General features: G+C 60.4%; 19 protein-coding genes. 11 read left to right on the top strand and 8 right to left on the bottom strand.

All coding sequences use genetic code 11. From position 1 onward, the window contains the following. Positions 1-209: 209 nt before the first annotated feature. Both ACLD1Y_RS09440 and ACLD1Y_RS09435 read left to right on the top strand, forming a co-directional pair. The gene (locus ACLD1Y_RS09440) at positions 210-1,235 is read left to right on the top strand and encodes a hypothetical protein (protein ID WP_429477517.1); all 1,026 of its coding nucleotides are present in this window, start codon (positions 210-212) and stop codon (positions 1,233-1,235) included. A gap of 917 nt (positions 1,236-2,152) precedes the next feature. After that, complete coding sequence (locus ACLD1Y_RS09435) at positions 2,153-2,701, top strand: type III secretion effector protein (protein ID WP_429477515.1); 549 nt, start codon at positions 2,153-2,155, stop codon at positions 2,699-2,701. Positions 2,702-2,725: 24 nt separating this feature from the next. Here ACLD1Y_RS09435 and ACLD1Y_RS09430 read toward each other — a convergent pair whose 3' ends face one another. Further along, positions 2,726-3,877, bottom strand: coding sequence for an MFS transporter (locus ACLD1Y_RS09430; protein WP_429477513.1), 1,152 nt, complete (start codon positions 3,875-3,877; stop codon positions 2,726-2,728). Between the two features lie 173 nt (positions 3,878-4,050). Between ACLD1Y_RS09430 and ACLD1Y_RS09425 the strand changes: the two genes are divergently transcribed. From ACLD1Y_RS09425 to ACLD1Y_RS09405, 5 genes are all read left to right on the top strand, one after another. After that, positions 4,051-5,019: a diaminopimelate epimerase gene (locus ACLD1Y_RS09425; protein ID WP_429477511.1), complete on the top strand. Its 969-nt coding sequence runs from the start codon at positions 4,051-4,053 to the stop codon at positions 5,017-5,019. 302 nt (positions 5,020-5,321) lie between these two features. Further along, the gene (locus ACLD1Y_RS09420; protein WP_429477509.1) at positions 5,322-7,328 is read left to right on the top strand and encodes a type VI secretion system tip protein VgrG; all 2,007 of its coding nucleotides are present in this window, start codon (positions 5,322-5,324) and stop codon (positions 7,326-7,328) included. After that, positions 7,328-8,164 carry a DUF4123 domain-containing protein gene (locus ACLD1Y_RS09415; protein WP_429477507.1) on the top strand — a complete coding sequence of 279 codons (837 nt, stop codon included), beginning with the start codon at positions 7,328-7,330 and terminating at the stop codon, positions 8,162-8,164. Before ACLD1Y_RS09420 ends, ACLD1Y_RS09415 begins: the two co-directional genes overlap by 1 nt. Continuing rightward, on the top strand, positions 8,157-8,933 hold the full coding sequence (locus tag ACLD1Y_RS09410; RefSeq protein ID WP_429477505.1) for a hypothetical protein: 777 nt from the start codon (positions 8,157-8,159) through the stop codon (positions 8,931-8,933). The genes ACLD1Y_RS09415 and ACLD1Y_RS09410 overlap by 8 nt, the downstream gene beginning before the upstream one ends. Positions 8,934-8,936: 3 nt before the next feature. Further along, a complete protein-coding gene (locus ACLD1Y_RS09405; protein ID WP_429477503.1) occupies positions 8,937-11,087 on the top strand; it encodes a lipase family protein in 2,151 nt (716 codons plus the stop codon). Here ACLD1Y_RS09405 and codA read toward each other — a convergent pair. From codA to ACLD1Y_RS09375, 6 genes are all read right to left on the bottom strand, one after another. After that, positions 11,084-12,319 (bottom strand): cytosine deaminase, encoded by a 1,236-nt coding sequence (codA, locus tag ACLD1Y_RS09400; protein WP_429477501.1) that lies wholly within the window; start codon positions 12,317-12,319, stop codon positions 11,084-11,086. The genes ACLD1Y_RS09405 and codA overlap by 4 nt on opposite strands. Positions 12,320-12,346: 27 nt before the next feature. Next, complete coding sequence (locus ACLD1Y_RS09395; protein WP_429477500.1) at positions 12,347-13,552, bottom strand: PucR family transcriptional regulator; 1,206 nt, start codon at positions 13,550-13,552, stop codon at positions 12,347-12,349. Beyond that, on the bottom strand, positions 13,549-14,811 hold the full coding sequence (codB, locus tag ACLD1Y_RS09390) for a cytosine permease (RefSeq protein ID WP_429477498.1): 1,263 nt from the start codon (positions 14,809-14,811) through the stop codon (positions 13,549-13,551). Before codB ends, ACLD1Y_RS09395 begins: the two co-directional genes overlap by 4 nt. Before the next feature lie 191 nt (positions 14,812-15,002). Beyond that, positions 15,003-15,626: an NUDIX hydrolase gene (locus ACLD1Y_RS09385; protein ID WP_429477496.1), complete on the bottom strand. Its 624-nt coding sequence runs from the start codon at positions 15,624-15,626 to the stop codon at positions 15,003-15,005. 24 nt (positions 15,627-15,650) lie between these two features. Next, complete coding sequence (queD, locus tag ACLD1Y_RS09380; protein ID WP_003237990.1) at positions 15,651-16,007, bottom strand: 6-carboxytetrahydropterin synthase QueD; 357 nt, start codon at positions 16,005-16,007, stop codon at positions 15,651-15,653. 74 nt (positions 16,008-16,081) lie between these two features. Next, on the bottom strand, positions 16,082-17,161 hold the full coding sequence (locus ACLD1Y_RS09375; protein WP_429477493.1) for a patatin-like phospholipase family protein: 1,080 nt from the start codon (positions 17,159-17,161) through the stop codon (positions 16,082-16,084). A gap of 160 nt (positions 17,162-17,321) precedes the next feature. On the opposite strand from ACLD1Y_RS09375, the gene ACLD1Y_RS09370 reads away from it, so the two are divergent. Genes ACLD1Y_RS09370 through ACLD1Y_RS09355 form a run of 4 tightly spaced genes read left to right on the top strand, consistent with a single transcriptional unit; the run spans position 17,322 to position 19,913 of the window. Further along, on the top strand, positions 17,322-17,624 hold the full coding sequence (locus ACLD1Y_RS09370) for a PepSY domain-containing protein (RefSeq protein WP_429477491.1): 303 nt from the start codon (positions 17,322-17,324) through the stop codon (positions 17,622-17,624). Continuing rightward, positions 17,624-17,935, top strand: a complete 312-nt coding sequence (locus ACLD1Y_RS09365) for a PepSY domain-containing protein (protein WP_429477489.1) — start codon at positions 17,624-17,626, stop codon at positions 17,933-17,935. Before ACLD1Y_RS09370 ends, ACLD1Y_RS09365 begins: the two co-directional genes overlap by 1 nt. Beyond that, on the top strand, positions 17,935-18,603 hold the full coding sequence (locus ACLD1Y_RS09360; RefSeq protein ID WP_429477487.1) for a response regulator transcription factor: 669 nt from the start codon (positions 17,935-17,937) through the stop codon (positions 18,601-18,603). The genes ACLD1Y_RS09365 and ACLD1Y_RS09360 overlap by 1 nt, the downstream gene beginning before the upstream one ends. Beyond that, positions 18,600-19,913, top strand: coding sequence for a sensor histidine kinase (locus tag ACLD1Y_RS09355; protein WP_429477485.1), 1,314 nt, complete (start codon positions 18,600-18,602; stop codon positions 19,911-19,913). The genes ACLD1Y_RS09360 and ACLD1Y_RS09355 overlap by 4 nt, the downstream gene beginning before the upstream one ends. Before the next feature lie 47 nt (positions 19,914-19,960). On the opposite strand, the gene ACLD1Y_RS09350 is transcribed toward ACLD1Y_RS09355, so the two are convergent. Next, positions 19,961-22,108 (bottom strand): methyl-accepting chemotaxis protein, encoded by a 2,148-nt coding sequence (locus ACLD1Y_RS09350; RefSeq protein WP_429477483.1) that lies wholly within the window; start codon positions 22,106-22,108, stop codon positions 19,961-19,963. Positions 22,109-22,148 lie beyond the last annotated feature (40 nt).

Below are 22,148 nucleotides of genomic sequence, written 5' to 3'. Positions count from 1 at the left end.
CCTGCAACCAAAACGGAAAAATCGCAGCGTAAGGCTGCGATTTTTTTTGCGTGATGATCCAGCCTCCTACCCTGCGCCCGGCTCTTTGGTGCAGTGTTCAGGAACTGAATCGGACGAGGTCACCACACAAGGATTGCCTGCATTCATACGCTTGGAAAGGTGCTGGATAGGCAGGTTAACCCTGTGATAACGCCGGTCTGGAGACTCAAATGACGCTATCTGTCCTCGATAACCCTGTTTACAACCCAAAGCCACACATGCCACCGCCGAAGGCCCACCACAAAGGCAAGGACGCTGGTGCCTCGGCAGGCGGTGGGCAAAATGCTGAGCGAGTCAGTTTCGGTTCGGGCGAGAACAAGTCTTGCAAGGTCACGGCTTTCCATCAGTCTCCTGACCGCGGTCAGGCATCGCAGTGCCATAATCGCCAGCCGAGCAACGAGCCGTCGAGCCCGTTCACTCAATTAAGGCAGGCGTTTAAAAGCTGGTGGGGGGGGCAGCGACCGCCAAGGCCTGATCCGTGCCCGACACCGCCGTGCAGCGCCAAACCGCCCAGGCCTGATCCGTGCCTGCCGCCGCCGTGCAACACTAAACCGCCGGAGCCGGATCCTTGCCCACCGCCGCCTTGCTACAACAAACCCTCTCCACCGCCCAAGCCGTGCCGTCCGGAGCCTCCTGAGCCCTGCCGCTACGAACGCAACGACAAACTGCTGGAGGAGTTGGTCAAAAACTTCGGCGAGTTCCAGAAGTTGAGCTGCAAGTCGTACATCACCACGAACGATATAAAAGAAATGGCCCGTGAGCCATTTGGAGAGAGTGACAAGAAAGACCAGAGCATTCATTTGGCCCAAGCACTGTTAAAACACCCTGAGCTGATCAATGCGATCGATCGGCACAGCACGACCGGCGCTCTGGATGAGATTATAGACCTGCAGAAAATAGAGATGACTCTCAACAGCAAAAGTCCATACAAGTACTTCGATGACAAGTATCTAGCGGATGAGATATTCAAACATTTCAGTGAATTCACTAGTATGAAATCTTCTGATTACATCAGCGTTCGTAAGTTGAAACGAATTGCCAGCCAGTCCACCGAACTTCCAGGTAGTGCTCATCTCACCTGGATGGCACAGGAACTTCTCAAGCGGTCCGAAACGTTAGAGAAGTTGGACGACGATGTTTTTTGGGGTAAGGGCAAGTGGATCCACAAGGACGCTCTGCTTCGGATGTCTTACTGATACACCTTCACCGCAACGTCATTCATTGAACAGGTCAGTCGCCAGGAGCAATCTATGGCGATTTGCCTTGGGGAGGCCCTATGACGACTTCGCTCAATTCTAGCCTGCCAACTTACCGGCAGCCCACTGCTACACCTGTTCATGGGGAGACTCCGGATTGCTCCCGCGAAATCCAGCGCATGAAAGCGTTTGTCGGCAGGCACGAATTCCGGCCACCAGATGCCGATGACTTCACCCGCGGTATGCTGGAGCCGGGCCAGGCTCCTTTAGCCGAGGTTAATTCCCGTGGTGTACTGGCGGCACTGATTCTCGGGTTTAGAAGCTTATGTGTCGGGCCCAAATCTGACGATGGCCCGGTACGTGATGCTTCCAAGCGTGACTGAACCGGCGCAGCGCTACACACGTTTACATGCTGTCATTGCTCTGCGCCGACTGCTCGGAACTATTGCGTTTGCCCCGCCACATATCGATGGCGCGCTTTACTGGGATCACTTAGATGATTTTGGCCACGTTTGAGTGGGCGCCAGTACAGCGTGTAAACGGAAATGGCTGGAGATGAAATATGAAAATCAATGGTGCAACACCTCTAGGGCACCCCTTGGTAGGAGGGGCGGTAGAGGAACGGTCGTTACCCATCGCCCAGACGTCTTGCGATGAACAACGCATAACATGGGGTGGGCCGCCACGCCCTTCCACGCAGCGGTGCGGCGCCTTGTCGTCGTTACGCAACCAAGCGTTGCAGAGTGCGCCGCAGCCCCGTAAAAACACAACGCCCCCCGGCCAGCATTCCACCGACAGCCAGTTGGCGAGTGAACTGGTTAAAGACTTCGGTGAATTGCATTCTTTTTTCAAAGGGGGGCGTTTGACCCAGTCGTCTCTGCGCAGCATTGCGGCGCAAACGTTGGCGGGAGATTAACGTGCGGGACCGCATTATCCTGGTGGTCCGGGAGATTCTCAAACGCCCGCTGTTGAACGATGCAATCATCGATTTCGAGGGGTTCATTACGCGTGACAGCCTAAGGACAGCTGCGGCGCTGTTGCAAGGCAACAGCTCCCCCAGCGTCTTCAGCCAGGATCCTTTCCACGGGCAGAGCAATGCCAAGGTCGTTCAGGCACTTCAGGGCCATTTCAAACAGCTGAGGGATATCCGCCGGGATCGGGCCGGGTTTTTCGACGCGTTAGCGTATGTGGAAATCGCACTGCTCAAGGTCGTTATGAACGACCCAGACGATACGGATACCCGGGGCATACCCATACTTGAACCGGCGACGGGGTTGCCCCGCAAAAAGTACAGCGAACACTGTGTGTACACGGCCAAGAACATCATTGAGCGGCCGGGGCTATTACGTTCATTGGAGCGCGCCAATAACCCGCGCCTGTTTGGACGACCCAGGCATGAGGGGTGTTTGAGCAATAAAAGTCTCGAGCGCTGGCTTGAACAGTACAAAATGCACAAGGCCAGGTAGCTCCCCGGCCTTAGATGGGGCACTTTACACCCTGAGGATCTTGCCGCTGATGGCCACGCCTGCCAGCAACAGTGCGATCAGCACAAACGCCATGTTCAGGCTGCTGCCGTGGGCGATAAAGCCGATCATGGCCGGGCCGGCGAGGATACCGGCATAACCCAGGGTAGTGATGGCAGGTACGGCGATATGTTCGGGCATGACCTTTTGCTTGCCAACGGCGCTATACAACACGGGCACGATATTCGAGCAGCCCGCGCCCACCAGCGCATACCCCAGCAATGCAGTTTCCCAGGCCGGTAGCAGTGTGGTGAGCAGCATCCCGGCGGTTGCCAGCGCACCGCCGATCACAATCACCCGGGTGGCGCCCAGGCGCCGCACGATGGCATCACCGGTCAGGCGCCCGGCGGTCATGGTCAAGGCAAAGGCCGCATACCCCAAGCCTGCGTAGGCTTCATCCAGGCCGCGCTCGGCGCTGAGGAATACGGCGCTCCAATCCAGCACCGCGCCTTCGGCCAGAAACACGATAAAACACAGGCAACCGATAAACAGCACCACGCCGTGGGGCACTGCAAAGGCCGGGCCCGAGCTTTCACTGCCGTAAGGCAGCAGGTGCGGCCCGGCCTTGAGCAGCGCCGCGGCCATGATCACGATCACCACCAGGGTTGCCTGCAGCGGCGATAAGCCCAAGCCGAGCAAACCGGCAACCCCCGCCGCGCCAACAATCCCCCCCAGGCTGAACAAACCATGGAAGCCCGACATCATGGTTTTGCCGCTGGCACGCTCGACGATCACCGCTTGCAGGTTGACCGTGGAATCCACCGTGCCAAGACCTGCACCAAACAGGAACAACCCGACCATCAGCAATGGAATTGAACTCACCGTGGCCAGCATCGGCAGGGCCAGGCAGATCATGATCGTCCCGGCCGTCAGCACACGTCGGCAACCCCAGCGCGAGGCCAGGGCACCTGCCACTGGCATCGCAATGATCGAGCCCACCCCCAGGCACAACAGCAGCAGGCCCAGGGTGCCTTCATTGAGTTGCGCGCGAGCCTTGGCATAAGGCACCAAAGGCGCCCAGGCGGCGATGCCGAAGCCTGCGATGAAAAACGCGATGCGGGTCGACATTTGCTCCAGCCGCCCGGGAACCACGGGCACTGAGGTGGGGATGGCAGTCATGAAAAATCCTTGGTTTTGCGTTCAAAGAACGATGTCCGGCGCGACATCCTTGCACATCAGGCCGTAGCGTGCGAGCCGCCTCCCACAGCGGGTTGATCTGTAATACGCTGCCGGTCGACTCTGTAGGTAACTGAATGGATCAGGTGGATGAAGATTCTTTGGCAGGTGACGGCATGACCCACTTTTACGACGCTCGCGGCAATATTTATGGGGTCATCAGCCCTGACACGCTGCGCCGACAGGGGATCGAGGTTGCGCAGAGCGCAGCCCAGGCAGCGGCTGATCGAGCATCATGGGCATCGTCAGCTGTCGCCTCCGAATGTCGTTGGGGCGCGTTGCCGCGTCCGCCCAATGCCAAGGCCCACCGCTGCGATGGCCTGCTGGTGGGGCCATTTCAGGCCGAGCCGCCGTTTGACCTGCTGATCGTCAACACCGACGGCTCCCTGGCCGAACGCAGCGGCAACGGCTTGACCATCTTTGCCCAGGCCCTCACTGACCAGGGCTTGATGAATGAAGCCTGTGAGCTTCGGGTACATCACGACAAGTTGGATGCGCCGTCACCCGTGACGACCCTGGTTGAGCCCGCCGTATACGAGCAGGTCGAAGGTTTCTGGCTGGCATTGGGCACGCCCGAGTTCGGGCCGGCTGTGGTAGGCGCGCAGGGGGTTGAGGCCGGGCTTTGCCGCGTCAGCGAACTGGCCGCGATCAACCCGCTGTGGGTGCGCAGCCAGTTTGTGCGGGTGGGCAACCCCCATTGCGTGACGTTGGTCGAACAGGCGTCGGCGTTGCCGGACAACCAACAGATGCAGCAGCCCACGCTGTTCGAACCCTTGAAGGCGATTGCCTTTGCACCGCCGGTGGGCGGCGGTCGACCCTGCGTGGCCGGGGTTAATTTGCAATGGGCTGTCCGGGATTCTGCCAACCGCGTGATCGCGCGAGTGTTCGAGCGAGGCGAGGGCCCAACGGCGTCTTCGGGAACCAGCGCCAGTGCCGTGGCGTGCGCAGCATGGCGTGCCGGTTGGGTGGAGGCGGGCGAGGTCGCGGTGGTCATGCCGGGTGGCACCGCGCCAGTGCGCTTGCGTGCTCAGGCTGAAACATTGGTGGGCGTCAGCCTGTTCGGGACCGCGCGGCCGCAAGCCTGAAACCGTTACACAGCTGATGCCCTAAACAAGTGTCAGCTGTTTCTCTGTTTGTTAGTTATAGAGTCATCATTTATATGTAGGGCGTTTCTTTTAATTAAGAAGTGGCGGTTTTTCTCTCGTTATTATTTTGTAAAAGATACTTCCAGTTTTTCCGTACGAAACTTCTTTTTTTTGTTTTCTGAAGGCCGTTTTTGCCTGAGATCGCTAAGCTTTGTGGCGTTAAGGCGCTTTTTCTCGGCAATTTATTGGGTGTTTAACGGGAGAAGGTTTTTGTCGGGGTTATTGGGTTTGGGTAATAGCGGATGGATAACGCGTTTGTTTCGTCACGTTTCAAATTAATACTTCCTGGGTTAAATAACGATGTTCAGGTATTGGCATTCAAAGGCAGCGAAGCCCTTGATCAGCCGTTTTTCATTCAGGTGCAGTGTGTCAGCGAAAACCCTCTACTTGATCTGGAAGGGTTGCTCCACCAACCGGCTTATCTGGACTTCGGTGCCGAAAACCAAGGTCTGCATGGCCAAATCTATGCTGTCGGCCGTGATGACCCGGGTCGCCGGCTGACCCGCTATCACCTCACCCTGGCGCCACGCCTGGCCTACCTTGCCTACCGGCGCGACCAGCGGATTTTCCAGCAGCGCAGCGTGCCGCAGATCATCGCCCAGGTCCTTGAACACCACGGCATCCTGGCCGATGCCTATGTGTTCGAACTGGGGCCTGTGGTGTATCCGCCGCGACCCTTCTGTGTGCAGTACGCGGAGAGCGACCTGCATTTCATTCAGCGATTGTGCGAAGAGGAGGGCATTCACTTCCATTTCCGCCACAGCAGGGACGCGCATCTGTTGGTGTTTGGTGATGACCAGACCGTGTTTCGTCGTTTGCCCGCGCAGCGTTATTGCCCTGCTGGCGGGGCGAAGGCCCAGGCGCAGGTTATCCAGCGTTTCCGCGTGCGCCTGGCCACCCGCAGCCAGAAGACGCTGCGCCGTGACCACAACTTCAAACAGCCTTCGTTGCGTCTGCAAGATACGGCTGGTTCGATCCCGGCGCATCCCCTTGAGGATTATCACTACCCCGCAGGGTTCACTGACCATGCCAGGGGGCAGCAACTGGCACGCCGGGGCCTGGAGCGCCATCAAAGCGACCACCATCGAGCGTTGGGCAAGAGCGACCAGCCAGCACTGCGCAGCGGGCATTTCCTGGCGCTGCGTGATCACCCCGATCCATCCTGCAACGATTTGTGGCTCATTACTTCCGTGCGCCACGAAGGTTACCAACCACAGGTGCTGGAGGAGGCGACACCCATGGCGGACACCTTTCAGGGGTATCGCAATCGTTTTACCGCAACACCCTGGCAGGTGGTGCATCGGCCCCCTCTTAAGCATCCCAAGCCGACTCTCCTTGGTTGCCAGACCGCAACGGTGACCGGGCCAGCCGGAGAGGAAGTGCACTGTGACGAATATGGCCGGGTGAAAGTGCGCTTTCACTGGGACCGCCTCGACAAGTCGGATGAGAACAGCAGTTGCTGGGTGCGGGTAGCCTCCGGGTGGGCTGGTGATGGCTATGGCGCAACCATGATTCCCCGGGTGGGCATGGAAGTGCTGGTGACCTTCCTGGAGGGGGACCCGGACCAGCCGTTGATCAACGGTTGCCTGCCCAACGCCCTGCACAGTCCGGCCTACCCCTTGCCGCAGTACAAGACCCGCAGCGTTTTGCGCAGCCGCAGCTCCCCGGGAGGTGCGGGCTGCAACGAGCTGCACCTCGAAGACCGTCGTGGCGAGGAACTCATTTACCTGCGTGCCCAACGGGACCTGGAACAGCAAGTCGGCCATGACAGCCGGTTGGAGGTGGCGGGGCAGCGGCACGAAGTCATTCATGGCTTGAGTGCGGTGCGCCTGGAAAACGAGGAGCATCGCCAGGTCAGCGGTGATCGCAAGGTCGTGCTCAAGGCCAATGATCACCTCAATGTGCACGGCGAAAGCCGGACCCATGTCGGCCAGACCCTGTTCATCGAGGCCGGGCAGCAGTTGCACCTCAAGTCCGGTGCCAGCCTGGTGATCGACGCCGGGGCACAACTGAGCCTCAAGGCGGGCGGGGAGCATCTGGTGATCCAGGCGGGCGGCATCTTCAGCAGTCGACCCATTACCCTGGGCGGGTCGCCGCCCGTGGTGCGATTGGCGGCGGTCGATGTGCCGGCACTGTCTGCTGTGCAAGGCACCATCATGCAAATGGCCAGGCAACTCGGCGCAGACTTTTGCCCGGTCTGTGAACGCTGTCGCGAAGGCTTCTGTGATGTTCCTGGGAGGGCGGCGTGATGCAGGATATACCAGGCCAATGGATGGCCCGACAGCATCAGGCCGGCCATCGGCTGTGCCTGATGCTTGAAGGTCACCACGAGGCGTGTGAGTCGATGTTGGCGGTGCGTGCTCCAGCTCACTCTCGCAGTCTCTACGTCGAGACCCCCGTCGCGGAATTGGCGATGGAAGGTCCGCTCATCCTGCTGTTGGAGCAACTGAATGAACCCGTGCTGCTCAATCTCCTGCAAGCGCCCGAGACGAACTGGGGTTGGCTGGGCAGTTTGCCAAGCGACGACCTTGAGCCGGTAACTCGACACTGGCGCGACCGGCTGCTGGTGGAGCCCAAAGGCGAACAGGCGCTGTATCGCTTTCACGACAACCGCACCTTGGGCCGTGCGCTGGCTTATTTGTGCCCTGAGTATTGGCCACCATTTCTCGGCCCCTTGATCAGTGTGTGTTACTGGCACAACGACCATTGGCACTACGACGACAACCCAGCTCCCGGCGTCTATCCCGTGCCCGTCCCCACACCCTGGCTCAACGCGCCCAACCCAAACGCGGGCGCCATCCTGCACGCCAATATCCTGCGCTACCTGCTGGCCGAACACAGCGAAGACCTGGCGGCATTGGCGCAATTTCAGGAACCGAGGACCTGGCTGAACCACGTACTGGAACAGGCCCGTGCCTGGCAATGGCGCAGGCCGGAACAGTTGGAGTTCCTGGTGGTTCGACGGTTGGAGGAGGCCACACGTAGCAGTGTTATCCGCTGGCAACCGATGGCAGGAGAGACACCGCAGGACCACTTTGAACGGGTGATAGCACAGTGGGAATTGATGAGGAGCAAGGATGAGTAGGCGACGGTTGAGCGTTCTGATTGCGCTGGTGATGGGGCTAACGGGATGTGCGGGGAAGCCGGCTGATAGCGTTACGTTGGAGGTGGACTTGCCGGCGCAATTTCGTTTTATTGCGGGCGCCAACTACAGCCCGGCAACCGGGGAAACCTGCACGTTGCCGACACGTCGCGGCAGGCGGCCGGAGCGCAAGATATTAATCACACAGTACAAACCAGAAGCTGAGATCGTGAGTTTTGACTTGCCACTGGCGCAAGTGATCGAAGGTTGCCCTACGGTGTTGCGCAGTGTGGATTTTGATGTGCGTGCGAAGTGGGGCGCGCGGGATTCGGATGTGGGTGGGGACCGTGCAGTTGTCGGTATTCGAGATCGTTGGGAATACGGTACCGGTATGCCGGAGTCGGGTGTTCAAGCATTACCGGGGCGGTGTCATTGGTTATTCCGGACCGTAGGGCCTCAGCATGCGATCGCCAAGATTCTGCAGTGTCGCTCATTGGACGCTACTGGACGGCAGAGGCTTGCGGGAGGTGTGGCGCAGCGAGACCAATTGGCGGGGAAAAAGCTCAGGATGGTGCTGGCGTTGACTGATGAGGAGGAACCCTATTTTGACGATAACTGGGTGGCCGTTCCGGGGGGGTGGAAGCGTTGTAAAGGTAAAAGCTTTGAGGATACGTTCGCGTATTGCGGGAGCAATACTACGGATTTCAAACCTATAAAAATGCCGGATGGACGTATATGTGACGTCTATCCAACCTGTAGAAACAAGGAGTGAATTATGGGGCTGGATGCATGGAAGCAACCCTTTTTTGATGACCAGATGCCTGCGTGTTCGTTGCGAGGCGCCTGGGTGAATTTTTGTCTAGTGGATGAAACCGGGGACGGAAAACCCTATGGCGGTCTTCCATTTACGCTCTTCGACAGCGCTGGCGTTCAGCACAGCGGGAGGCTCAATGGTGAAGGTCTTGCCAGTTTAAAAGATCTTTACTGTGGGCCTACAGTTCTGCTTTTTGATGAGCAATACACCGGAGAGGAAGAGCCCTATCGACTGCTTAGAGGGCGTAAGACTTACAAATTACCAATCACTGAACTTCAATTTCGCGCTGAGCAAACGCACTTTTACAATGCCAATGGCCAACGAACGGAAAATAATCCTAAGCGAAAGACGGCGGACAAGTTCTATCAGGTGGAAGTAAGCGACCTCGTTCGCCATATCGCTCATTTGCCGCGGGTGGCACCCACAAATCTTCGCCCCCAACGACACGCCCTGAAAATGATGGCCGACCTCGGATTCGCCCCACCCCAGCCGACCTTGACCGGGATCGTCCTGTTTCCCAATCAACATACCGTTCTCGAGGTTCGCCCCCTACGAGCCCTACGTCCAATGCTTTCCACCGAGGACAGCTTCTGCGCCTTGAACCTCTACCAATTGGCATTGATGGCTACACTGAGTTACTGCGATTTCGGACAGGTGCCACCTAAAAGACCTACCGATGACGTTCGCTTCCCCTTCGATCCCAGCGTCGGCCATCTATTTGCTGAAAAGCTATCGGGCTATCAAGAAGCCTGGCGATTTGACCCTGAGCAAGCGCAGCGTTTCTATCCTCTCTACGAGGAAGTCCCATACTCCCAACGCTTCGAAATTTTACCCTTTGACCCTGAGTTGTATCCGCAAAACCGGCCAGAGTTGGAGCAAAAGCAGGAGCACCCAGCGAGTTTGCACTTTTTCGATGATGAGGAATTCGGTACCGACACCCAGGCATTTATTACTCATCATGAGGAAATCATTCTAATTGCCGTGCGCGGCACCGTGAGTCCCGCCGATGGGTTACGTGATGCTAACGCCCACCAGGTGGCTTTCGCCGAAGGTGTCGGCAAGGCGCATGAAGGTTTTTATCAGGCCTACAGGGCGATGCTGGATTTCGTAAGGCAATACCTTGACCAATTTTACGCGGGGCAACGGGTAATCATCTGTGGTCACAGCCTGGGCGGTGCAATTGCTTTGCTTCTGGCAGAAGGGCTACGTCGTACGCCAGACCGTAAATACAACATCCTCCTCTACACCTACGGCGCCCCCCGCGCCGCCGACGCCGAGTTCACCGCCGGGGCCGCAACCCTGGTCCACCACCGCATCGTCAACCACAACGACCCCGTCCCCAGCGTCCCTGCACCGTGGATGAACACCACCGCCAAACTCTGGGTTCCCGGCGCCGTCACATTGTTCAGCGCCCCTGCGCCAGGTGGCCTGCTGTTCGCCGCTGGGCTGGTGCGCTTTGGGGGCAACCCCTACCAGCACCACGGTGAACAACAACACTTCATGCCGCTCAGGCTGCCGGATGGCACGCAGTCTTCGGTGTTGTGGAAACCCGGTTGTGAGTCCATCCAGGAAGCTGGCTGCAATCGTGCATTGCAACTGCACGGCGACATGCCGGACAGGGACAATCTGTTGAGGCAGATCTTCCAGGTCAACCAGCACTTCATGACCGCCAGCTACATCCCGGCGGCCTGGGCCACCCTGCGCCGTTGGCAGCAAACCTTGGACAGCAGCGGCCCGCTGGTAACACCAAGGGAATTTGAGTTGCTGGACCATGCGCTGGCGAACATGCGCCAGCAACTGCGAGAAAAACGCCTGGAACTCGCCCGTCGCTCCCCGAGTAATGACCGTGGCTATGAACACCACGAACCGTTGAACGCCGAAATCGACCGTTTACAGACCAGTCGCGAGCGTCTCGAATCCTTGCGTTGGCGCCGTCTCGAAGCGCGTGATGTCTACGGCAGCCACGCCCAATCCTCCCATCTGCAGCCAAGCCTCAAACGTTGGTTCAGCCACCGTGAAAACCGCGAGTTGTCCCAGGTCGCCAGCGTCCCCCCATTCACCTATCGCGAACGGGGGCAGGTGCAAACTTTGGATATCGATTCGATCGTCTAGGCGAACTCCACCTGTGCCGGTTGGCGCTTCATCAACACCTTGCCGTTGCGGATCGAGTAAAGCGGCAGGCCTTGGCTGCGGATCACCTCGTAGTCGCTGTCTGCCGAGAGGATCAGCAGGTTGGCCGGGCGCCCGGCTTCCAGGCCGTAACGGTCACCCAGGGCCATAGCCTGGGCGCTGTTGTCCGTCACCAGATCAAGGGCGCTTTGCAGGTTGCGGTAGCCGAGCATGTGGCAGATGTGCAAGCCGGCTTCCAACACCCGCAGGATGTTGCCATTGCCCAGCGGATACCAGGGATCGACGATGGAGTCCTGGCCGAAACACACGTTCATGCCCGCTTCCAGCAGCTCGTTGACGCGAGTGACACCACGGCGTTTCGGGAAACTGTCGAAGCGGCCCTGCAGGTGGATGCTCTCGGTGGGGCAGGAGACGAAACTGATGCCGGAGTGCCCCAGCAGGCGAAACAGTTTGGCGCAGTAGGCATTGTCGTAGGAACCCATGGCCGTGGTGTGGCTGGCGGTGACGCGGGCGCCCATGTCGCGGCTGCGGGCCTCTTCGGCAAGCACTTCGAGGAAGCGCGAATGCGGGTCGTCGGTTTCGTCGCAGTGCACGTCCACCAGGCAACCGGTGCGCTCGGCCAGGTCCATTAGGAACTTCACCGAACTCACGCCTTGGTCGCGGGTGTATTCAAAGTGGGGGATGCCGCCGATCACATCGGCGCCCAGGCGGATGGCTTCCTCCATCAGCTCACGGCCATTGCGGTAGGACTCGATACCCTCCTGGGGGAACGCGACGATTTGCAGGTCGATCAGATGTGCGCTTTCCTGGCGTACCTCCAGCATGGCCTTGAGCGCGGTGAGGTCCGGATCAGTGACATCGACATGGGTGCGCACATGCTGGATGCCATGGGCGGCGAGGGCCTGGATGGTTTTCTTGGCGCGGGTCTTGGTGTCGGCCTGGGTGATGGTGGCCTTGCGTTCGCCCCAGCACTCGATGCCTTCGAATAGGGTGCCGCTCATGTTCCAGCGTGGTTCGCCGGCGGTGAGGGTGGCGTCCAGGTGGATATGGGGCTCGACGAAGGGCGGGGTCACCAGGTTGCCGGCGGCGTCCAGGTCGCCGGCTGCCAGTACCGGCACCGCTGTTTGTGCTGTGATGCTGGCGATCCGGCCGTGTTCCAGGTGCAGATCATGCAGGCCTTCACGGTTGCGCAGGCGGGCGTTGATGATGTGCATGGGCAAGCTCCTCTTGGCTAAAAACAATCAGGCAGACAGCCGCCAGATCATCAGGGCGATTCCGATGTCCAGGCGGTCATAAGAATTGTCCAGCGTCAGCCCGCACAGGGCTTCGATGCGCTGGACGCGGTGCGTCAGGGTGTTGCGGTGTACCGCCAGCCGCTGGGCGGCGGCCACAAGGTTACCATTCTCATGAAACCAGGCTTCCAGGGTTGGCATCAGGCTGGGGCCGTGGTGCAGGTCGTGGCGCAGCAACGGGCCCAGGCGTTCATTAAGGAATTGGTCGAGCAGGGCGCGATCACGTACGCCGCTGAGCAACTTGAGCACCCCCAGTTCGTCATACACGCACAGCCCGGCACGTTCACTGAACCGTCGCGCGGCGGCCAGCGCCTGGCGGGCTTCATCTTGGGCTTGGGCCAAGCGAACGGGGGGATGGGCAGCAGCACTCAGGCCGATAAACAACTTGAGCGGCGCCAGGCGCAGGTTCAGCGGGTTGAGCCAATCGGCCAGTTGCTGGCGGTTGGCCAAGGCTGCCACGGCATCCGAGGCTGGCAGCAGCAGGGTCCATTGCCCGGCTCGGCCCACCACCGGCAGCCCCGCAGAGAGTTGGCGCAACCGCCGAGTGATGCCGTCATGTTGCCGGGCCAGTTGCGCTTCGACGAACGCCACATCGCCCTGGGCAAACAGCAACTCAGTGCCTTCCAGTTGCAGTTGCACCACCTGCCAATGCCCGGCCAGCGACATCCCCAATTGCACAGCACGGTGCAGTAGCAAATCCAGGGACTGATAGTCGCCGGTTAGCAAACGTTCCAGCACATCGTGCCGCGAACGGCCCAACTGTTCCGACTGAATCAGCGCAGACCCAATCGCTTGGGTCACCAGCACCATTTTCAACGAGTAAGGCTGCTCGATCAGCGGCATTCCGGCAGCTGCGGCAGCATCGAGCAATCGCTGAGGGATTGCCTGGATATACGCCGGCCCCGTGAGGATCACCAACCCGGCCACCTGGCGCTGGCACGCCTCCTCTAGCAGTTGCAGCAAGTTGGCCTCATCCCGTGGGTGATTGATGCCGGTGACGAACACCAGTTCGCCTCCCAGAACCCATTCGGCAATGCCGCTGTTTTCCGCCACATAGGGCCAGCGCACAAGGTTATCCAGGCCTGTTTCGCCCGCGCGCAGGCGCATGGACTCCAGGCCCGGCAAGGCGAGCACATCGGCGATGGTCAGGCTCATGCCCGGGCGTCAGCCAGCGGCACGCGCAATACCGCCGTGAGTGCAATATAAGTCAGCGATGCTGCCGCAATTCCTACCAACGGCGCGACCCACGGCGAGTGAAACGCCAGCACCGTGCCCACTGCATACGCCACCAGCCCTGGCCAGTTGAACGCCGGCAGGCGCGCATCCGCCAGGCGCGGGTAGTGGCCGCGATAGCGGTAGAAGAAGTCCGCCATGATCACCCCGCCAATCGGTGGAATCACGGTGCCCAACAGGATCAGATAGGGCACCAGCATGTCGTACATGCCCAGCAACGCCAGCAGCGTACCGATCACCGCGCCCGCCAGGGTCACGGTCTTGCGGCGCTTGGTGCGCAGCAGGTTGCAGCCGGCCACGGCGAAGTTGTAGATGGTGTTGTCCTGGGTGCTCCAGATATTGAGCAGTAACATGGCCATCGCCGCCATGGCAAAGCCTTGCAGCAGCAACACTTCCACCACGTCCGGTTGCTGATAGACGATGGCGCCATACGCGCCGATCAATACCATCAAACCATTGCCGATAAAGAAGCCGATCAGGCTGGCCAATACCGCAACCTTGGCCGAGCGCGAAAACCGCGTCCAGTTGGTGGCTTGGGTGGCGCCGCTGACAAAGGTGCCGAACACCAGAGTGATCGCTGTGGACAAATCCAACTCACCGGTCGGCACCACGGCCAATAGCCCATCCAGCCCGCCGACTTTTACCGTGGCCACCCACATCGACAGAAACAACAAGATGCCCATGGCCGGCACCGCGATATAGGACAGGATCTCCAACCCGCGATAGCCAATGTAGGCCGTGGCGCAGAACACCAGGCCAAACAGCACCATCAACGCCAGTACACTGCCCTGGCCCAGCTCGAAATATTTGCCGAGCACCACGGCGGCCGTGGCGGTGCCCCAGGCGTACCAGCCGATCTGGGTGAAACCCAGGATCAAGTCACTGAGCTTGCTGCCCACTTCGCCAAAGCAGAAGCGCCCCATCAGCACCGAGTTCAAGCCGCTCTTGAAGGCGATGTAACCCAGGCCTGCGGCGTAGATACCCAACAGCAGGTTACCCAAGGCCACCACGCCGAGCATGTCGGTGAAACTGAAGGCCACCCCCAGCTTGCCGCCGGCAAACATGGTCGCGGTAAAAAAGGTAAAGCCCAGCAACACCATGGCGGTGGACGCCAGGCCTTTGCGCGCATGCATGGGGACTTCGCTGAGGGGGTAATCGTTGCCCGGTTCTTGCTGCGTCATGTGCCTTGCTCCCTGAATGAGTGACGCAGGCCTATTGCACCGCGCGTGCCAAATCAGAGGCAGTGACGAGCGCACGGTGGGCGTTGTGCACCGTGCACAGTATTTATAGCCAAACTGGAGGGGAATGCAGGGAGAAGTGTTCGCCGTGCCCAATCAGGCACGAAAGCGGTGCAGCAGTGATACAAATTGGATCAATCGAACAGCGTGTGGGTGGTTTCGCCGCGATGGAAGGCAAAGGCCGCTTCCAGATCACTTTCGATGGTGCGTCCACGGGACAGTGGCGGCAGCTCATCCAGGCGGAAAAACCCCACGTCGGTGGTCTCGAACCCGGCCATCGGCGCCGACTGATCCACTGGCTCACACAGGAAATACAGCTTGTAGAAGTCCCGCACATCCGGCCGGTACAAGCCCTTGGCCTTGTGCGTCACGCTGTACAGTGCCCGTGCGGTCACCGTCAGCCCGGCTTCTTCGCGGATCTCCTTGATGATGTTTTCCGCCGCCGACAACCCGATATCGGCATAACCGCCTGGCAACGCCCAGCAGCCGTCAGTCAACTCGCGCACCAGCAAGATCCGGTCGCCTTCGATCACCGCTCCGCGCACATCGATCATCGGCGTCGAATAGCGCTGGGCAAAATCCGAGACCAGCCCGGTGATGCGCTCCAACGGCACGCTGCCCAGTTGGGCCAGCATGCTGTGGGCGATCTCGGCGATTTCTTCCAGGCGCTCGCGCTCGAAAGCATCGGTGCAAAAGTGCAGCCCTGTGGAGGCCAAGGCTTGTAGACGTTTGGCTTGGGCCAGCCAGGTATTTTCCATTAGGGCTTACCCTCGCAGAAAGGGTTATTCACCGCGATAGATGCAACCGCTGGTGCAGGTCTCATGGATACGAATCGCGCTGAGTTCCGGCAATAGGGGTTTCAACTCGGTCCAGATCCACTTGGCCAGCACTTCGCTGGTCGGGTTTTCCAGGCCGGGAATGTCGTTGAGGTAGTTGTGGTCGAGACGCTCATAGAGCGGCTTGAAAATCGCCTTGATCTCCGAGAAGTCGCGAATCCAGCCGGTATGGGGATCCAGGTCGCCGCTCAGGTGGATGGCCACCTTGAATGAATGCCCATGCAGGCGCCCGCACTTGTGGCCTTCCGGTACGTGGGGCAGGCGATGGGCGGATTCGAAGGTAAACTCTTTGAAGATTTCCACAGTGTTTTCAGCTCGTTGGTATCTGGCAGGCGGCGAGTTTAACAGCTTGGCCCGCCGCCGCGCATACCGCTGGGTCAAAGGGCCTGCAAGCGCTCGCCCAGGCCACCGTTGTCGGCCAGTTCCAGGAACTCATCCCCCAGTCGCCGGCTCTCGCTCATCGCGGTTTGCCAATACGTGTTGCGGCTGGTGTCATCGCCCATAAAGCGCTTGAAGTCGCTGCGGTCCGGCAGTTTGCCGTGGGGCAGGCGGGCCAGGTAGTCCTTGGACGGGGCCAGCAGCAACACATCCTGCAAACCTTGTTGATTGCTACGCCGCCACGGCAGGCCCTTGTCGAACCAGCCGGGGATGACGCGGTCGGTGAAGTGCGGATACAGCACGATATCGTCGCCGTGGTACGGCAGGTCGAGGTGGTAGTCCAGCAGGCCGCCGTCGCGGTAGGTACCGGCGCCGGCACCTGGCAGGTCGCGCACGCCTTGCATCACCATGGGAATCGAGCCCGACGCCAGCAGTGCCTGGCGCAGGTTGCCCAGTTGCAGGTCAAGGAAGCGCGAAGGGAAATCCTTTAATGGATGCACCGGCGGCGCCTGGCGCGGGTCGTGGATGATCAGTCGCTCAAAATGTCGCGCCAGCCGCGCGCGGCCGCGCAAATTGTCGGCGATTACCGACGACAGGCCCAGCCCAAGCCGGCCGCGATGGTCGTCGGCGAGTAGGCCGTGGCTTTTGACCACCATGATGTTGAGGCGATAGTTGGGGTTGTCCAACACCCGCGCATCGCGGCCCGCCAACAAGTCATCGAGCATGCGCTGGCAGCTCTGGCTGACGTCGGCCATGGTCACACCTTTGGCAAAGCGTTGTTCGTTGTACAGCCGGCCAAGGTCCAGCAGGCCTTGCACCGGGTCGGGCAGGCAAGCGCTGGCAAACCGCCAGGAGCCGATGGACGCGCCGATCAGTGCGCGCTCCCGTGGCGCGCGCGGCAGCCAGTCACCGAACAGCGCCAGGTCGAGCCCCTGGATGCCCAGCGCCTTGGGGCCACCGGCCGCACCGGGGAGGATACCGACGTCACTCGGCGCCAGCCCCTGTTCACGGATGCGGGCAAAGGCGCGTGTGCCGGCCTTGAGGGTCAGGGCGGGGAATTTGATGTGGATGGCTGTCATACCGGTCTCTGTTGAAGCGAGCGGGGCAGTATAGGAAATCTCGTACCGTTTTAGGTGAAGAGGGTTGTAGGGAATTGCCATGGTGGCAATTCAGTTTCAGTTAAGTTGCAGCAGGTACGGTGGCCGGCGTAGGAAAAACATCCGGAAATGGAGACTCATCATGAAGCGCCTTACAGCGCTCGCCACTGCCGCTATCATCGCCTTCTCGGCCAACCAGGCAAGGGCAGTGGACCCCGACAAGCCACTGACACTGCCGGCCACTGTTACAATCGTCGACTTTGATCAGATGAAAGCCACGGCACTGGCCCTGCACCCCGGTTCGACCCTGCTGGACACAGACCTGGACGAGGAGTACGGCAAGTACATCTACCAAGTCGAGCTGGAAGATACTCGCGGCGTTGAGTGGGAAATTGAATTGGATGCGCTCACCGGGCAGGTTCTCAAGAATCATCAGGAAACGTAATGAAGGTAAATGTACGCATCGGCGGTCGAGTCGCGTTGGTACTTTTGGTTTTTTGCTCAAGCCTTGCGGCCCGTGACCTTGATCAGGACGAAGCCTTGGCTTTGCGTCAACAGGGCGTGATCCTGCCGTTGGAAGCACTGTTGCAACAAGCCATGGAGCGCCACCCCGGTTCCCGCTTGCTGGAGGCCGAACTTGAGAAAAAGCACGGCAAGTACGCCTACGAAGTGGAGTTGGTCACTGCCGAGGGCGTGGTGCGTGAGATCAAGCTGGACGCATCGACGGGTGCGTTGATCAAAGACGAGGAAGACTGATGCGCCTGCTTCTGGTGGAAGACAACGTGCCGCTGGCCGATGAATTGCTGGCGGGTTTGCAGCGACAGGGCTATGCCATCGACTGGCTGGCTGACGGCCGCGACGCCGCGTACCAGGGCCGCAGCGAGCCCTATGACCTGATCATCCTCGACCTTGGCTTGCCCGGCATACCTGGCCTTGAGGTTTTGGCGCAATGGCGCGCCGCGGCGTTGGCCATTCCCGTGCTGATCCTCACTGCCCGCGATTCCTGGGCCGAGCGCATCGAGGGGCTCAAGGCGGGCGCCGATGACTACCTGAGCAAACCCTTTCACCCCGACGAGCTTTACCTGCGCATCCAGGCGCTGCTGCGCCGCTCCCATGGCCGCGCCAACCAGCCCACCTTGCAAGCCGCGGGCCTGCACCTGGATGAAGGCCGCCAATGCGTGCTGCGCGAAGGTGCAGAGATCCAACTGACCGCCGCCGAATTTCGCCTGCTGCGCTACTTCATGCTGCACCCGGAACAAATCCTGTCGAAAAGCCACCTGGCCGAGCACCTTTATGACGGCGAGACTGAGCGCGACTCCAATGTGCTGGAAGTGCACGTCAACCACTTGCGCCGCAAGTTGGGCCGCAGCGTGATCGAAACCCGTCGCGGCCAAGGCTATCGGTTTGGCGCCAGCCCCGCATGAGGTCGATTCAACGGCGCCTGAGCCTGGGTTTGATCAGCGTGATGGTGATCGTTGGCGTCGCGCTGGCGCAAACCAGCCTTTGGTTGTTCGAAGCGGGCTTGCAGCGCTATCTGGAAGCGGGGCTGCGTAACGACAGCGAGAGCCTGCTGGTGGCGCTGGTGCGCGGGCCGGACGGCTTGCAACTGCATGAGAAACGTCTGTCGCCAGCCTATCAGCGGCCTTTTTCCGGGCACTATTTCCGCATTGATTTCGCCGACAAGCATTGGCGCTCACGCTCGTTGTGGGACCAGGACCTGCCGCACCTGCCCGAAGCGGGGCTCAAGGGTAATTTGCAGTTGGGGCCGGAAGGCCAGCAGTTGTTAGTGCTGCGTGAGGACTACAAACGCTTCGGTCAATCGATCTCCATCAGTGTGGCCCAAGACTACACGCCAGTACGCGAAAGCTTTCGCCTGATGCGCCAGATCGGTCTGGTACTGGGGTTGGCGGCGTTGCTGCTGGTGCTGATCCTGCAACGGGTCACCGTGCGCCGAGCGTTGCGCCCGTTGGAAACCGCCCGCGAACAGATTGCTCAACTGCAACAGGGCCAACGCTCCCAACTCGACACCCAGGTACCGCTGGAGCTGGAGCCGTTGGTGGCGCAGATCAACCACCTGCTGGCGCACACCGAAGACAGCCTCAAACGTTCGCGCAATGCCTTGGGCAACCTTGGCCACGCCCTCAAGACCCCGTTGGCGGTGCTGCTGAGTGCGGCGTCCAGCGAGGCGCTCAAGGACCACCCCGAACTGAGCAAACTGCTGCACGACCAATTGCAGCAGGTGCAGCAACGCCTCAATCGTGAACTCAACCGGGCGCGATTGGCGGGGGAAACCCTACCGGGCGCGTTGTTCGATTGCGAGAAAGAACTGCCAGGGTTGTTGGCCACCTTGAACATGATCCACGGCGAACACCTGGACTTGAGCTACGAGGCCACGCCGGGCCTGCAATTGCCCTGGGACCGGGAAGACCTGCTGGAACTGCTGGGCAACCTGCTGGACAACGCCTGTAAATGGGCGGATGCCGACGTGCGGCTCTGCGTCAGTGAGACCGCGCACAGCTACCTGCTGGCCGTGGAAGACGACGGCCCGGGCATTCCCGAGACCCAGCGTGACCAGGTGTTCAGCCGTGGCACGCGCCTGGATGAACAGATTCAAGGGCATGGCCTGGGGTTGGGGATTGTGCGGGACATTGTCGAAGTGTGGGGCGGGGTGTTGCAGTTGCAGGAGAGCGAACTGGGCGGGCTGAAGGTACTGATCCAACTGCCCAAGCACTGACGCCGCTCCCACATGAGATCTACTCAAGGATCGGGAAGGGTGGGGGCTCACACCCGAAACTGATCCATCAACCCCTGTTGCTGATTCGCCAGGCTATTCAACGCCTGGCTCACCCGCGCCGACTCATTGGCCTGTTCCGACAGCGATTCGGTCACATCTCGAATCGTCGCCACGTTGCTGTTGATCTCCTCGGCCACCGCGCTTTGCTCTTCGGCGGCGCTGGCGATTTGCAGGTTCATGTCGCTGATCACCGTAACGGCATCGCCGATCTGGCGCAGGGCAGTCACCGCTTCACCAACCTGTTCGACGCTGCCCTGGGCCTGGCGATAGCTGTTGCCCATGGAACCGACCACCTCTTCGGTGCCGTTCTGCAATTGCTCGATCACCAGGCGGGTTTCTTCTACGGACTCCTGGGTACGGCGCGCCAGGTTGCGCACTTCGTCAGCCACTACCGCAAAGCCACGGCCGGCCTCACCGGCGCGGGCGGCTTCAATCGCCGCGTTGAGCGCCAGCAAGTTGGTCTGCTCGGCAATGCCGCGGATCACTTCCAGCACCGAACCGATCTTCTCGCTGTTGACGGCCAGGCCTTCAACCTGGGCCATGGCGGTGCTCATGTCCGCTGCCAGGTGGCCGATGTTGGTGGTGGTGCGGTCGATTACGGTCAGGCCGTCACGGGTGGCCTGGTCGGCATCGCGGGCGGCTTGGGCCGCTTGGGCGGCGCTGCGGGCCACGTCCTGGGCAGTGGCGCTCATCTCGTGGGAGGCGGTGGCCACTTGGTCGACCTGGCGGTATTGCTGCTCCATGCCGGCGCTGGTTTGCGTGGCAATTTCGGCAGACTGATCGGCGGTGCCACGGGCGTCCTGCACCGAGCGTTTCACCTCGGCGATGATCGGTTGCAACTTGTCGAGGAAGCGGTTGAACCAGCCAGCCAATTGGCCCAGCTCATCCTGTTTGTTGTAGGCCAGGCGGCGGGTCAGGTCGCCTTCGCCGCTGGCAATGTCTTCGAGCATGTGCGCCACGCCGAGGATCGGCCGCGTCACGCTGCGCGCCATCAGCCACACCAGGATCAAGCCGACCACGGCCGCCAGCAAGCCCAGGCCCAGCTCCAGCAAGGTGCCGCGCGCGTTGTCGGCGTCCAACTGAGCCTTGAGTGCTTCGGCGGGGGCCACCAGGACTTTTTCCGGCACGTCCAGCAGTACGCCCCATGGCTTGCCGTCCGGGATCGGCGCGAAGGGCGCCAGCACCTTGAGTTGATGCTCGGTGCGCAGGCTGCGGATTTGCGCGCTGCTGGCCAATGCGGCGATCAATTGCGCGCCGCTGGCGGTGTCGACCTGGTCCAGGCGCTGGCTCAGTTTGCTCGCGTCCGGGCTGTAGCCGGCGAGCAATCCGGTGGGGCTCAGGATACTGACCTGAGTCTGGCCGTCGTAAAGCTTCTGGCTGGCCTGTTGGCTCACGGCCTGCAGGCTGTTGAGGTTGATGTCCACCGACAGCGAGGCGATGACTTTGCCGTTGACCGTCAGCGGGAACACGATGCTGGTCATCAGCACGTTTTGCCCGTTGATGGTGTAGAAGTAGGGTTCGATCACGCAGGGTTTGAGGGTGCTGCGTGGGCAGGTGAACCAGGCGTTGGCTTTTTCACCGCTGGGTCCGATGCTGGTGTCGGACATGTCGCTTTCCGGCAGTGCCATCGACTCCAGTTTGCCCGGCGTCGGCTGCGACCAGTACAGGGCGAAGCGGCCTTTGTCGTTGCTGCCCAACTCCGCTTGGCCGGCGAACAACTCGTCTTTGCCGTCCAGGGCATTGGCTTCGAACACCAGGGACAGGCCCAGCAGGTCTGGATTGGCCTGCAACGCAGCCCTGACCTGGCGGGTCAGGTCTTCGCGGGTGTCGAAGGCATCAAGAAAGCGCTTTTCGGCCTGTTCGCGCAAAAACAACACTTGGCGCGAAAAACCGTGGCCGTACTGATAGGCGTCCATGAACTGGCGGCGGATGCCCAGCGCCTGCACTTCGCCCTGGGCTTCGATGCGCGACTGCGCGGCTTCATCGAGCATCTGCATGCTGGAGGCCTTGACCTGCTGCGAACTCTGCTCCATGCGATAGAGCGACAGACCCACCAACAAGGTCACGATTCCCAGCAGGCAGAGGCCGGCGAGCAGGGTGATTTTCCATTGAATGGACAGCTGTCTGAGGGACATCGAGGAGCATCCTTAACCTGAAAACACAATGAATCAGGTT

The sequence above is a fragment of the Pseudomonas sp. 18175 genome, assembly GCF_050432925.1.
Lineage (GTDB): Bacteria > Pseudomonadota > Gammaproteobacteria > Pseudomonadales > Pseudomonadaceae > Aquipseudomonas.
The sequence above is the reverse complement of the archived record's forward strand: the minus strand, read 5'-3'. Positions and strand labels throughout refer to the sequence as shown.